A 14,037-nucleotide genomic window follows, 5' to 3' on the forward strand; every position below is an offset into this window, starting at 1 on the left:
AACTAATGAGTTTATATATATACTTTAAAGTATAAAAACAGAAAGGATGATCATTTTGTTGAAACCCAGTCTCTACATATCTGCCATATTCATTCTTCTGTTTACCTCAGCTTGCTCATCTACAGGATCGAGTAATCATGAAGCAGCAGAACAACAAAAGCAAAAGGTGGAAGCAATGACTGTAAAAAAGGAACCGCTGTCGACTTCTTTTCACCTTTCAGGCACACTACAGCCCTATGAAGACACCACTGTATCTTTTGAGTTATCGGGTCTGATACGTGACACACTTGTGAACGTAGGAGACTCTGTATCCCAGGGGCAGATCTTGACGAAGCTTGATCCATCCAGCTACCAGCTACAACTGGAGCAGGCTAATACAGCTATTCTTGAAGCACAGGCTGGTATCAAAAATGCAACCGCCGCTATTTCAAGCGCAGATGCCTCCATTCAATCCGCTGGTGCGCAAAAAGCAGCAGCTCAAGCTGGAGTCAACAAAGTGAACAAGGGTGCCCGTGAGCAGGAAAGGGCACAGGTCCGTACCAAAGTGCAAAGAGCGCAGTCCGCTTTGACTAAAGCGCAAGCCACCGCTGAACGCACCAAGCTTTTATATGATCAGGGAGCTGCGACCAAAAACGATTATGAAAATACGCAGCTCGCTTTAACCAACGCCTCCAAGGATCTGGAAGATGCGCAAGAAGCCCTCTCCTTAATACAGGAGGGAGCCACATTAGAAGATCGGCAATCGGCAGAATCCAGCTTGCGGCAAGCCCAAGCCGGGAAAGAGTCTGCCATCGCCGCGAGGGAACAGGCAGAAGCCTCCAAGGATAACTCTACTGCGGCATATCAACAGGCGGTCATTGCCAAAAAGCAAGCCGAACTTTCCCTCTCCAAGACAGCTTTAAAAGCCCCCATTCTCGGCGTTATTCTGGAGAAAAAGGCAACGGTGGGACAATTGGCGAGCGCTGGACAGCCGGTATATCGTATCGGACAAATCGACAAGCTCAAGGTGCTGCTCCCTGTTCCCGATCATGAAATCACGAACTGGAAGCAAGGTCAGACAGTCCAGCTTCAATTGTACGATGAGAACAGAGAAGGAACGGTCAGCAAAATTTATCCGGCCACCAACACCAATACGGGCAGTATCAACGTGGAAGTGATTGTTCCTAACACCCAGCATGATTGGGCCCCGGGACAAGTCGTAAAGGCAGACCGCCAATTGACCCAAAGTGAGCAAATTTTGCTCCCAGCCAAGGCCGTCATTAATAACGGTACAGATACTTTTGTCTATAAAGTGGTGAACAACAAGGCGGTCAAGACGGTCGTGAATGTCGGTCAGATGTCCAACAATAAGCTCGAAATTACCAAGGGCCTCCGTGTCGGAGAACGTGTGGTTACAACCGGAGTAAACCTGATTTATGATGGGCTAGCCCTTCAGGTCACGGAGGGAACAAGCAAATGATTGAGTATTTTATCCGGAAGAAAAAACTGATCCTCTTTATTTTTGCGATGGCGATTGTAGCGGGATTTTATAGTGCCTCTCAGCTTCCCCGGCAGGAAATGCCGGATATCATTCAGAAAACCGCCATGGTTACAACACTCTACCCGGGAGCTGCTCCTGAAAAGGTAGAACAGACGGTTACAAAGCCCCTGGAACAAAAAATGAAGGAGCTCAATCATATTAAAAAAATCTCCTCGACCTCCGAAAATGGGCTTTCAACCATTGTCATTGAGACGGAAGGCTACGCCAATGCCAAGGAAGTCTGGGATGAGCTGCGAAAAAAAATGAACGATGTCCAATCCGCACTGCCTGCAGACGCACAAAAGCCTGTCGTTTACGATGATTTGAACAAGGTATTTATCCATTCCTATGCCATCACGTCGGATTCGGCGAAGCAATTATATCAATTAAATGATATGGTGAAATCCTGGCGAGATCAGTTAAAAACAGTCTCCGGCGTGTCGGAAGTGATCATCAAGGGATTGCCGGAGCAAGAGGTGCAGATTCAAATCGATGCCCAAAAGCTCCAACAGTACCATATCAGCTGGGAACAGCTGATGAGTGCGGTACAAAAGGAAAATGAGCAAAATCCAATCGGTAATCTGGATTATAATGAACGTACATACCGAATGAATGTGCACCAGTCCAAGAATGCGCAGGATTTGAGTAAAGTCATCATTTCCAGAACCGAAAGTGGAGCGCCTGTGTATCTCCAAGATGTCGGGACCGTATTGCTTACACATAATACCAGCAGCTATATGGCCTTTTTTAACGGTAAACCAGCCATTACCCTGACGATTAACGGCAACACCGGTTCGGACGTAGAGACCATTTATGGCAAAATAAATGAAGAAATGAAGCTGTTGCAACCGGAACTGCCGAATACGTACCAATTGAATACGTTATTTTCACAAACCGAGCGGATCAATCATATTTTTTCAAACTTGACCCGTGAATTGCTGTTTGCGATTGCAGCTGTTATTCTCGTATGTACCCTGGGCTTGAATCTGATGACTTCCGCCTTTGTGGCGCTCGCGATTCCGATTTCGATCGGCATCGGCTTTATCCTTCTTCCCCTGCTCGGTGTGACGCTGAATCAGGTTACGGTCATCGGCTTGATTATCGTAATGGGGATTCTCGTCGATGATGCTGTAGTGGTCAATGATAATATCGAACGCAGAATGGTAACGATGGGGGAGAGTCCCAAAATCGCTGCAATACATGGAACCAAGGAAGTGGCCGTTTCCATTCGGACCGCCACTCTGGCCACTGTCGCCTCCTTCGCTCCGCTTTTCTTTATATCAGGAGATGCCGGTTCCTTTGCCAAACCATTGCCTTTTTCTGTTATCCTTACTTTGTTGTCTTCCATGCTTATGGCTCTTACTGTCATCCCGATCTTTAGAGAATGGTATGGGCAGCGAAGTCAAAAAACAAACGGCTCCACAAAGCCGTCCGGACTTTTAGGTAAACAAATTGACGCCCTGCGTAATGTATATGCCGGCAAGCTGATTCCCAAGGTGCTGAAACGGCCTGCCTTATATGCCGCCTCGGGATTGTTGATCAGTACCACATTATACGGTGTGCTTGCGTTTATTCCGATCGACCTGTTCCCTAGAACAGACGATCCGCAATTAAGCATTAATGTGCGTATGCCCATAGGCACTTCTATAGGAGAAACCAGACAGGTTACCGAAGATATTGCCAAATGGGTGAAGCAGCAACCTCATGTGGAAACGATCAGTTATGCGGCTGGCGGCGACGCTCCCCCATTGTTTCAGGATATGACCGCTGATGCCAAAACAGGCACAATCGTGGGGCAGATTGCTGTCGTTGGTGAAGAAGGCGAGTTTGACCCGGATGAAATGGCGGAGCGCTGGTCTACTGTTTTAAAGGATCGCTATCCGGGGCAATCCATCTCCGTCAAAATAGCCAAAGTCGGGCTACCGCTCGGCAAGCCAATCTCCATTCGGATTTTGGGGAATGATGTGAACCAACTTCGTACCTTGTCCCAACAGCTTAAGGAAGCCGTTATGTCTACAAAAGGAACCCAGGACGTTAATGACAATATGGAGAATGAAGGGTATACACTGGATTTCCAATTGAACAAACAAGCCATGGACCAGTATCTGGTAAGCAATAATGATCTGACGCGCACACTCCTGCTCATGGGCAATGGGGTCAGCTTCAGCAGGTTTGATACCGGTAATGATTTAATTAATATTAAGTTAAAGGTCGAGCAGGCGGAGCAGAATCCGGAAATATTGTTCCAGCAATTGAATGTGACCAATGCCAACGGGGTTCAGATTCCCTTATCCCAACTAGCGGAGTTAAAGCCATCATTTGCAACGCAAAAAATGAACCATTATAATTTAAAGCGTTCCATTACGGTAGAAGCGGAAGTTCACGGACGGACGGCTTCCGAAGTTATGAAGGATGTCGAGCTGAAATTGCAGGACATCCAATTCCCATCGGGATACACTTGGGAAATCGGCGGAGAGCTTTCAGAACAATATGATATCTTGGCAGAATTGGGATCACTATATGTTGTTGTCATATTTTTAATCTTCATGCTTATATTTTTGCAATTTTATTCCTTCACGACCCCGCTTATCATTCTGACCACGGTGTATATGGCGGCTGCAGGCGGATTTCTTGGCCTGTTCCTCCTGAATATACCCATCACTTTTATGGGTGTGCTGGGCTTGATGACCCTGGCAGGCATTATCGTGCGTAACGGCGTTGTACTGATTGAATTTATTGAGGAGGCCAGACGCGAAGGGACAGATCTGAAAGAGGCTGTAATTGCGGCGACCAAAGCGCGTTTTCGTCCTATACTGCTTACGTCGGTGACGGCCATCGTCGGGCTGCTTCCGATTGCCCTTATTGGAGAACATATGTTTAGACCTCTGGCGTATACCATTATATCTGGATTAATGTATTCTACGATCCTTACCATGTTTGTAGTACCTTCCCTGTATATGGTCATCGCGCGCTGGAAATTAAAGAGAAAAAGTAGAACATCGGGGGTACAATGAAAAAAATAACAAGTGAAGATATTATATATGCTGCCCTTTCCCTATTTTCAGAAAAGGGATACGATGCCACCTCGGTCGATGAGATTGCACGTGAAAGCGGGATGGTGAAGGCTTCCTTCTATAAATACTTTCAAAGTAAAGAAGAGTTGTTGCTGGGGACAATCGTCCTGATCGAAAAACTTCTTGATACAGATATTAAAGAGCTTTATTTGAAGCATCAGCTGTCCCCGCGTGAGAAGTTAAGACGACTATACTTGATTGCTTTGGGTCGAATTTATAAAAACAAGATTCATTTGCTCGTATACTCTGTTCCCTTAATCGGTTCGAAAGAAGTAAAAATCGCCCAAGCCATTGATCGTCTTGAACATCATTTATCTAACCTGATGGTTGATTTCCTAATTGATGCTTATGGACCATCTATACGTGACTATGCGTATGATATCGTTTTTGTCGTTAAAAGTATCATTATTAATACCTTCCGAATGAGTAGTTCAGAGCTCTCTCAGACGGAGCACCAAACACTGGCTGAATTTATCGTCAGCATTACGGATATGCTGGCACAAGGAATGCTGAGCCCTGATGTTCAACATCAAATCATGTGGGGCCGCGATTCCGTATTCCATGAAGATTCTGATCAAATCTGGACCAAGGGAAAACAAATCTCCTATGCGTTACAGCGTATGGATACGGTTCTGAAACAAACTGAATTAAATGAAGCTACCCGGAATGAATATGTGCAAATCCTAAGCAGATTACAGGGTGAACTCTCGGAACAAAACGTGGAAATAGCCCACGTGAAAGCTCTCCTTCTATTTTTGGGGCAGCTGCCCGAGTTGCTGGAAGACTGTACCAAGCTGAAGGCTATATTGGAGGTTTAGCAGTTTAAAATGCAGTAAAAAGAGGTTCAAGATGGTCCGGGGTCAGTCCCCCGTTTCTTTCACCATCATGAACCTCTTTTATTTGAAACACATTGCGCGTTCAAAAGCATCCTCCCACGCTCATCGTAATGGGGCATACCCAAGCCGATCCAGCTCTTCTGCAATCACGCGATAACCACGACTGTTCGGATGCACCCGGTCTAACGAAAGCAGCGCCCGTTCATAACCCTCAAATGCGGGATAAATGTTCGCCACCCGGTAATTCGGTCCGCCCAATGTATAGAGAAACGAGTTGTACTGACGCACATATACTCCCGCCTCTCTTACCTCTGGAAAAGGATTATATAATCCCACCATTCGGATGATAAATGGCTCACGCTGACCGGACTTTATCTGATACAGGGCATGTACAATTTGGCGTACATGTTCTTTTGTGTGATTCAGCGCTTGCGGAATGGAAGAACCCGATAAGCCGGAACCTCCAGCAAGGGCGCTGATGTATGGGCGCAGATCATTCCCGCCGATCGTTACCGTTATAAGTTCAGCCCGGCTGATCGCCGACCGAAAAAGTGGATTGTTGCGGACCATGGACACCAACTCCTGCGATGTCAGCCCGTTAATTCCCAGATTCTCGTAACTGACTGGCGTACGGAGATGTCTTTCTGCCATTCGCCGATAGATAGGTACAAATCCGCCGCTCAGCAACGTCCCTGCACCTGTTGTTAAAGAATCTCCAATCGCTGTGTAGTGGTACGCCAATGAAACCCACCTCCCTCTTTCTGCATAACATATCTTATGTAGAAAGAGGGACGCGGGACCCGGAGATTCGCTTATTCTTCGTCTATTTCATATACACAATGGAATTGCCCACCATCCGGCAAATCCCCTGATCCATATACGGCAAAGCCCACGTTGCGGAAGAAATCTGCCCCCTCCGCATCTGTGTCCACAGTAAGCCTTTTCGGATTACGCTCCTGAATGAGCGTAAGCAGCATACCTCTGGCATATCCTCTGTGACGGTTTTCAGGCAACACGGCCAGATGGCGAATTACGGTTATACCATCCTCCTGCTCCTCAAAGCCAATAATACCTACAATAAGTCCTTCATCTTCTACACCGAACAGCTTCCAGTCATCCGAGGCTTGATAGGTACGTAAAGCTGCTTCTCCGCGTTCAGGATGATCCAGCACAGCGTAGGTTAACAGCTCCAGAACTTCCTCTCGATCTGAATCTGTTTTTATATTTTTAAACATTGTTTGTCGTCTCTCCTTAATATCCTGAATTTACAATTACACTTTAATTCTCCATAATAAGCAACGGCCAGTTATCAAGCCACTGCTTCTCAAATACACGCTGACGAAAAGCCGTTGTGTGACGAAACAAAGGGCTTTGCCGTACCCGCATATCCAGCAGATCTTCCAATCCATGCGGACAAATGACCTCTATTTGATCCTTGTCATTCAACCTAACCGCCACAGCCGTTGCCGTCTCTGGCCAGCGGCTCATCGCATCCTCTACCGAGGAATAAGGAGCCTCCCCGTTCCGAATATGCATCCGAGCCTGATTTTTTACAGACCAGTTACGTCCGGCCTGCTTACGGTTCAAGGACAATTCTAGATGCTCATCTCGTTCCTCTAGCGTATTTTTCGGGTCAAAATAAATAACATCAATATCGTTTAAAGGTGTAGCGGTTGTATAGCCATGGAGTTTGTCCCAAACCCGGTTGCGTACATAGCCTGCGGCAATACAGCCTTGCGACAGCCTAAGATCTCGCACATAGCGCAAGTCTTGCAGCACCTGCGGATCATTCATATATTGTATGATTCGTAGTACATTTTCTTCCGACTTCATCCTGCACTCAACTCCCTTTTTATGATGACAGTTGCTGCACCGATTCTCCTCCTTGAGCCGCGATCCGTGCTGTACGCTGCACCAGACGGCGGCGTGCGACCAGAAGGAACGGAATGCCAATCACAACCGACAGGGCAACCGGAACAAAAACAGCAAGCGGAGCCGTTTGACCATAGATATCCAGCAACCAGCCACCAAATAAAGGAGCCAGCACGCTACCCAAATTATTAAAGCTGATTGTACCGAAGTAGGTCCCTTTATATTGAGCATCTGCAATTTGGTCAATCAATACGTCCAGCATCGTGAACAATAACACTTCACCAATCGTAAACAGCACCATATCCAGTATAAACATCCAGCCTGAGTTTAGCATACCGCACAGCAACAGGCTGACCGCAATACATATATTCCCTGCAATCAAGGAATTCACCGGGGAAAATCGACTTGCCAGCCGCACCAGCGGATATTGAAATGCCAATACACAAACCGCGTTGACCGTCAGCATGTATGTAAACCATCGGGTTCCTTCTGCGAAGGATAAGGACAAGAATTGAGGCATTGTGGAATTGGAATGAGCATAGCCCATCACACAAAATACCGTTCCCAGCAAAATCGGCATAAACACCGGATCACGGCTGGCTGTACGGAATGCCTCGCCCATTCGCAGTGGAGCCTCTCCCGCCGTTGTACCTATATGCAGATCCGATGCATAACGGGCAAATTGGATCAACAACAGTACCCCGTATAGTGCGTACACACCAGCAGCTACCATAAACGGCGTACCATTGGATGCAGATCCTAACATCAAACCAAGCAACGGCCCTGCCACCACCCCAACATTAATGGCCGCATATCTCATATTGTAGATAAGCAGTCTTTTCTCCTTGGGGGTTACATCTGATAATAGCGCCCGTGAGGTTGGCTCGAACAAGGATCTGCACAGTCCATTCAGAGCATTAATGACAAAAAAAGCCCAGGCCGCTTCCGCCAACGCAAAAGCAACGAATACAAGCGCCCAGCTCGCAATGGACACCAGCATCACCTTACGCCGTCCGATTCGATCTGAAATATATCCACCGTAAAAGCTGGCAAAAATGCCAACCAACGAGCTGACCGATACGATCACCCCCGTATGAAAGGGGGACACCCCTAAACGGGTGGTAAGGTAAATAGACAAAAACGGGATACTCATGGATGTCGCCATCCGCCCAAAAATAGTACCGACAATAATCGTCCAGGCCAGCGGGTGAATGGAACGCAACTGTTCTTTCATATATGTCTCTTACGTCCTCCTTCCGTATGCAAGTCTAACAAGGGAGAACCTGTCTAGCACCGGTGAATATAGTGTTCCAGTTCTAAACACGTTGCTTGATAGACAAATTGGAGCGCAGACAACTTCGCTTTCGCATTCTCGAGTCGGTTCTCCCGTGCAAGCTGTTCAATATCGGACAGCAACGAGGACAAACGTCCGACACCCAGACTCACGCTGCCTGATTTCAACTCATGAGCAGCCTCTACTACTTTTGTGGCTTCGCCCGCCGCAGCCAGTTCATTTAACTTTTTGATTTTGGCAGGTGTATCACTTGTATACATTTCGATCAATGACTCCAGTAGCCCCGTGCTGCCATCCTCGTCCAGCAGCATAATTTCACGTATAACTTCCTCATCCAAAATCGGCTCGGCTTCCGGCTTTGGAAGCCATTTTACAAGCTTTTCAGAGAGCTTTTCAATCGTTACTGGCTTCATCAAGTAATCGTTCACTCCAACCTCCCGGCCCCGTGCCTGATCCTCCTCGGACACATTTCCGGTCAAAGAAATGATCGGTACAGGTGGTTGCTGGTTTTCTGCTTCCCGCTGTCGGATCGCTTTCGCCGCATCATGACCATTCAGCAGAGGCATATGATGATCCATTAGAATACAAGCATAGGATCGTTTGGAGGCCGCTTTTACAGCAGCTTGTCCGTCCTCAGCAAAATCAATATGCTGGAATCCTAGGTGGTTAAGCTGTAATTGCACCACCTGACGATTCACCCGATTATCCTCAGCCACCAAAATAGTTTGAGAATGACTGTGTTCACGAAGCAACTCGCTAAATACCTTCAAATCACCATTTTCATGCTTCTCCATTTCGCCTGCCTGCTCCGACCCTTTCATGAAGGGAATTTCAAACCAGAACGTAGAGCCTTGGCCTTCTTCACTGACGACCCCAATTTCTCCCTGCATGAGTTCCACAAACGAACTGCATATCCATAGCCCCAGACCCGTTCCTCCATATTGGGAGGCGCCGCCTTCACCGGCCTGTACATAGGGCTGAAACAGCTTATTCTGATCCTCCGGTGAAATCCCAATACCCGAATCCTGCACCTCAAACCGAACACGTTGGGAATCTTTTGTTTCCTCCACTAATTTTGTTCGAACGATGAGCAATCCTTCACTCGTAAATTTATTCGCATTGTTCAACAGATTGAGCAAGATCTGCATGATCCTTGCCGAATCTCCCTCCAGATGCTCTGCCACATCGGTATCGGTCTCTATACTCAAACGGTTGCCCATCTGATAGATTTGCGGCTCCAACAACTGAGCAACGTGGCTCATAATCGCCTGAACTCTGACATTTCCGATCTCCAGTTCCATCTGTCCTGCTTCCACTTTGGATATATCGAGCAGATTATTAATCATGTTCAACAGCAGGGATGCTGACTCACGTATCACATCGATGGCCTGCCGTTGATCTGGAGAAAGTTTGGATGAACCTAACATTTCGATCATTCCAAGTATTCCGTTCATTGGCGTTCTGAATTCATGACTAACCACAGCCAGAAAAGTGCTCTTTAGGTCATTAGCCCGTACCGCTTCTTCCTTCGTCCGTGTTAATTCCGCATTGCTTTTGGCAAGCTGACGCTGTAGATTGACCAGCTCGTTGTTCATTGATGAAAATTCATTCAACAACTTTTCTTCCTCAGCCTTGCTTTTCACAATCTCATCCGTTAATTGTTCGACCGTTTTCCGCAGGACAGCCATTTCTGCTGTCGGTTCCTTCATATTAAAGGCCCCCTTTACAAAATGACTTACAGGTTCACAAAACTAACCTTATTTCCTGAGCGAAAGTAAGTCACCTGCAACCTCCAGCGCTTCCTCCGCACCTGGTGCGTATCCGTCCGCCCCTACTTCCTGCCACAAGTGGAAATCGAGATTAAAAGGTAAGCCTCCGACCATAATTTTCACATGGCTAGTCGTTGGGTCTTGCCGAATGAGAGCAATCAAATCTTTCACTAGATGGACATGATAAGCCATGGTAGCTGAGATAGCCACCACATCCGCCTTGTAACTCACAATGGCCTGAAGCAGACTCCGGTTAGGTACATTGGCGCCTAAATAGTACGTATCCCAACCATCCATCTCAAATATATCAGCCAGCATACGCAGACCTATTTCATGCTGCTCGCTGCCTACACACGCCGCCACGAGGCAGCGTTCCTTAGTTCCACTCCCCATCCATTGGGGATACAGGCTGGAAATAATAAATTGAGTCACGGCAGTGCAAAAATGCTCTTGACCGACGGTGATTTTGCCTTCATGCCATAGACGACCTATTTCATATTGCGAAATTTGAAAAATATATTTATACGTATGTTGAATAGAGATACCCTCATCCAGCAAACGAACGATCCAATCCAAAGCCTGTCTGCGATTACCTGAGAGTAAATATTCCAAATATTGAGCCACGTCAGCAGCATAGGGATTATCATCTGTAATAAAAGAGGCATACTCCTCTTTCTTCCCAATTTGCTGTATCCCCAAATCCAGATGCTCCAGTACCATGGTTTTATCCGTATGATCAAAGTGCTCTACCAACGTCTCCTGGATTAATCTGAAATTGATGCTCAAATCTTCTTGGGTTATGCCGAAACCTTCCAGAAGCTTTTTTAACCAGGAAACATACTGTGTAAATAAAATAGGGCTGTTCATGATTACACTTTCAGCCAAATAGTTCAAACTATATATGGAATCTTGTTTTGTCTTTATTTTACCGTTATCCCCAAAACGCCGCAAAAGCTCGGGCTGTAATTTATATTGCTTATGGGTAACTAATTCAACCAAAGCTCCTGCTTGCATCAATAGCGATTCACCTGCGGTATATTGCTGTATACTCATGTACAGCTCCTTTCCCGACAAGGTTTTGTATTCGAAACAGGTACTGGGGATTTGTTCCAGACGTGACTATTACACAATTATACCTGATTTGCGTCTCTACATTAACCCTACTCCCCAAAATACGACAAAAAAATAAAATACCGAGAAGTCGGTATTTTATCTAAAGCAGATTTAACCTGCACACGCACAATTTATGATCCGTTACTCTTCTGCCCCTCAGCCGTTAGTCCAAGCTTTTTTAACAGATGAATAGCCTGCTCCTTCTCTTCCACGGATAAGCCATCCACGGTCTCCATAATGACACGATGATGCTGCGGGAATATTTGCTCAAAGAAATGACGTCCATCATCAGTCAATTCTGCATAAATCACGCGCCGATCATCTTGCGAAGCACGACGGGTAAGCAAGTTTTTTTTCTGAAGTTTATCGACCACGTACGTAATATTCCCACTAGAGATTAGTACCTTTTCTCCAATTTTCTGTAAAGGCTGTGGCCCCCGATAATACAGCAGATCAAGCACACCAAATTCTGTTGTATTTAATCCATGACTATGAATGTCCCGATTCGTACGAGACGTGACCGAATTATAAGCACGAGCCAGAACAACGAACAAATTAAGTGCTAGGTCCTGATCATCTGGTTTTACAGACATATTAACAGCCTCCGTTACTCATATCTTTATTCAAAGATATCTTAATTGTGCGCTTTTGTCAAGTTTAAGCGTTCCTCCCCCTACTCCTACGACCCATAAATGGAGGAATTGTCGTCTATTATGTGAAGATTACAGTTCATTATGTAAAAAAAGCCCGCTCTCAGCCAGTCTTAACACACTGATCCAGAGAGCAGGACGATTATATTGCAATCCCTAACTTCTTACGTAAAAATACGTAGGCAATACGGCCGCATAATACTCCCAGAACATTCAGTATGATGTCATCCACATCCATTGTACCTGCGCCCAGCAGCATTTGGGACACCTCAAGAATGGCCAGTGCGATCACTATCGTTAACAATAGACTGCCTATACTTCGCATGGACACCCAAATGATAGGCACAAGGATACCGAAGGGAATGAATACGCCAATATTACCGAGCAAATTAACACCCCATACCCGAAAAGGAAACGACTCCATTGCCCGCCAGTATTGCCTGATCGTATCAAACGGCACAATATTATACGAATACGGGAGTCCTGGCCGTAATGTACGACCAAAACCGAGAAACATCCAATATAATAGAAGCCCTGTATATAAAATCAATAACACCAATGCCACATGGTGAAGCAGACGGGTCCTAGACATTACTTGTTACGGACGTCGATCTGTCCATTGGCCCGTGCGATAATCACCTGGTCCGCCATATTAATGAACAGTCCGTTATCGACTACACCCGGAATTTGATTCAAGCGGATTTCCAAATCCTGTGGATTCTCGATCGTACCATAGCGACAATCGGCAATATAATTACCGTTGTCCGTAAGGTAGCGCTCGCCGTCTTTCATACGCCATTCTGCTTTACAGCCCGTCTGCCGCAAGGCCTCCAACGTCCATTCACTGGCGAAGGGTACGACCTCAACAGGTAAAGGAAATGCACCTAGCACCTTCACATCCTTGGACTCATCGACAATAATAATTAATCGGTCGCTATTGCTTTCCACAATTTTCTCTCTCAGTAGGGCTCCGCCTCCACCTTTCACCAGCACCAACTGCTCGTTCACCTCATCTGCGCCGTCGATAGTAACGTCAAGCCTTCCAATCTGATCAAACGGAATGATGGGAATTCCCAGCTCCCTGGCCTGATCCTCCGAGGCTTGGGATGTAGCTACAGCCTGTATATGTAATCCTTGTGCCACACGCTCACCGATTTTTTGAATAGCCCAAAAGGCTGTCGAGCCTGTACCAAGTCCTACTTTCATGCCGTCCTGAATCGCCTCAACTGCTTTTTCGGCCGCTTTTTGCTTTAAATTCATTATCATCTCTCCCGCTATATAGGCTAGTATTGATCATCATCCATTTTATAAGAGAACGCTTTATATTAATAGAGACAGCTTTTTACCATAACAAAGGCTGTTTTCATCGTGTTCATACTCCCCAAATCGTTCAATAGGTTCGTATCCCCGCTTGGTATAGAGAGCAATCGCTTCAGGTTGAGCCGCTCCGGTCTCCAGTTTAATTCTTACAACTCCCCGTTTACTGGCTTCCTCTTCCAAAAAAGATAATAGGCTCACCGCAATTCCTTGTCTGCGATAAGAGGAATCGACATAAAATCTTTTAAGCTCCATTTCTTCCGCATCTATAGGCCTAAGCCCTCCACAAGCCACCGGTTTTTCGTCCACATACACAACAGCGAAAACCATTTCTTTAACTTTCGGATTGGAAAAATCGACCAAGTAAATTTCGTCGGCAGGATACCTTTCCAGCAAGTCCTCGTCCAGCCTTTGAATCAACTCATGCAGATCCTCATGATTACTCTCAACCTTTAAAATCGTAAGCTTGGACATTCTTCTTATCCCTCTTCTCTTTGCATGAATATAAGGACTCATTTCGCAAACAATTCACAAAAACCGCGATAAATCAAGCATTTCCAACGTCAAATATGAAAAATGTCCCAAATTGATAA

The 14,037-nt window shown here is 46.1% G+C and carries 13 protein-coding genes; 3 read left to right on the forward strand and 10 right to left on the reverse strand.

Translation table 11 applies throughout. The features are described 5' to 3' along the window. Positions 1 to 46: 46 nt before the first annotated feature. The 3 genes from AC5ELV_RS01805 to AC5ELV_RS01815 are packed head-to-tail and all read left to right on the forward strand — an operon-like array spanning position 47 to position 5,411. On the forward strand, positions 47 to 1,459 hold the full coding sequence (locus AC5ELV_RS01805) for an efflux RND transporter periplasmic adaptor subunit (RefSeq protein ID WP_493428900.1): 1,413 nt from the start codon (positions 47 to 49) through the stop codon (positions 1,457 to 1,459). Continuing rightward, complete coding sequence (locus AC5ELV_RS01810; protein WP_493428901.1) at positions 1,456 to 4,533, forward strand: efflux RND transporter permease subunit; 3,078 nt, start codon at positions 1,456 to 1,458, stop codon at positions 4,531 to 4,533. Before AC5ELV_RS01805 ends, AC5ELV_RS01810 begins: the two co-directional genes overlap by 4 nt. After that, a complete protein-coding gene (locus AC5ELV_RS01815) occupies positions 4,530 to 5,411 on the forward strand; it encodes a TetR/AcrR family transcriptional regulator (RefSeq protein WP_493428902.1) in 882 nt (293 codons plus the stop codon). The genes AC5ELV_RS01810 and AC5ELV_RS01815 overlap by 4 nt, the downstream gene beginning before the upstream one ends. 120 nt (positions 5,412 to 5,531) lie before the next feature. Here the strand turns inward: AC5ELV_RS01815 and AC5ELV_RS01820 are convergent, their stop codons facing one another. From AC5ELV_RS01820 to AC5ELV_RS01865, 10 genes are all read right to left on the reverse strand, one after another. Continuing rightward, on the reverse strand, positions 5,532 to 6,170 hold the full coding sequence (locus AC5ELV_RS01820) for a GDSL-type esterase/lipase family protein (RefSeq protein ID WP_493428903.1): 639 nt from the start codon (positions 6,168 to 6,170) through the stop codon (positions 5,532 to 5,534). A 71-nt stretch (positions 6,171 to 6,241) separates the two neighbouring features. Continuing rightward, the gene (locus AC5ELV_RS01825; protein ID WP_493428904.1) at positions 6,242 to 6,664 is read right to left on the reverse strand and encodes a GNAT family N-acetyltransferase; all 423 of its coding nucleotides are present in this window, start codon (positions 6,662 to 6,664) and stop codon (positions 6,242 to 6,244) included. Positions 6,665 to 6,707: 43 nt separating this feature from the next. After that, positions 6,708 to 7,262, reverse strand: coding sequence for a nucleotidyltransferase family protein (locus tag AC5ELV_RS01830; protein WP_493428905.1), 555 nt, complete (start codon positions 7,260 to 7,262; stop codon positions 6,708 to 6,710). A gap of 19 nt (positions 7,263 to 7,281) precedes the next feature. Then, positions 7,282 to 8,535 carry an MDR family MFS transporter gene (locus AC5ELV_RS01835; RefSeq protein ID WP_493428906.1) on the reverse strand — a complete coding sequence of 418 codons (1,254 nt, stop codon included), beginning with the start codon at positions 8,533 to 8,535 and terminating at the stop codon, positions 7,282 to 7,284. A 53-nt stretch (positions 8,536 to 8,588) separates the two neighbouring features. Beyond that, on the reverse strand, positions 8,589 to 10,304 hold the full coding sequence (locus AC5ELV_RS01840) for an ATP-binding protein (protein ID WP_493428907.1): 1,716 nt from the start codon (positions 10,302 to 10,304) through the stop codon (positions 8,589 to 8,591). A 48-nt stretch (positions 10,305 to 10,352) separates the two neighbouring features. Then, positions 10,353 to 11,417, reverse strand: coding sequence for a cobalamin B12-binding domain-containing protein (locus tag AC5ELV_RS01845; RefSeq protein WP_493428908.1), 1,065 nt, complete (start codon positions 11,415 to 11,417; stop codon positions 10,353 to 10,355). 191 nt (positions 11,418 to 11,608) lie between these two features. Then, complete coding sequence (locus AC5ELV_RS01850; RefSeq protein WP_013309820.1) at positions 11,609 to 12,070, reverse strand: MarR family winged helix-turn-helix transcriptional regulator; 462 nt, start codon at positions 12,068 to 12,070, stop codon at positions 11,609 to 11,611. A 199-nt stretch (positions 12,071 to 12,269) separates the two neighbouring features. Next, positions 12,270 to 12,719, reverse strand: coding sequence for a VanZ family protein (locus AC5ELV_RS01855; RefSeq protein ID WP_493428909.1), 450 nt, complete (start codon positions 12,717 to 12,719; stop codon positions 12,270 to 12,272). After that, positions 12,719 to 13,387: a ribose-5-phosphate isomerase RpiA gene (rpiA, locus tag AC5ELV_RS01860; protein ID WP_493428910.1), complete on the reverse strand. Its 669-nt coding sequence runs from the start codon at positions 13,385 to 13,387 to the stop codon at positions 12,719 to 12,721. Before rpiA ends, AC5ELV_RS01855 begins: the two co-directional genes overlap by 1 nt. Positions 13,388 to 13,447: 60 nt before the next feature. Next, positions 13,448 to 13,918 (reverse strand): GNAT family N-acetyltransferase, encoded by a 471-nt coding sequence (locus AC5ELV_RS01865; RefSeq protein WP_307349697.1) that lies wholly within the window; start codon positions 13,916 to 13,918, stop codon positions 13,448 to 13,450. Between the last annotated feature and the right edge of the window lie 119 nt (positions 13,919 to 14,037).

The sequence above is a fragment of the Paenibacillus sp. NMA1017 genome, from assembly GCF_058895805.1.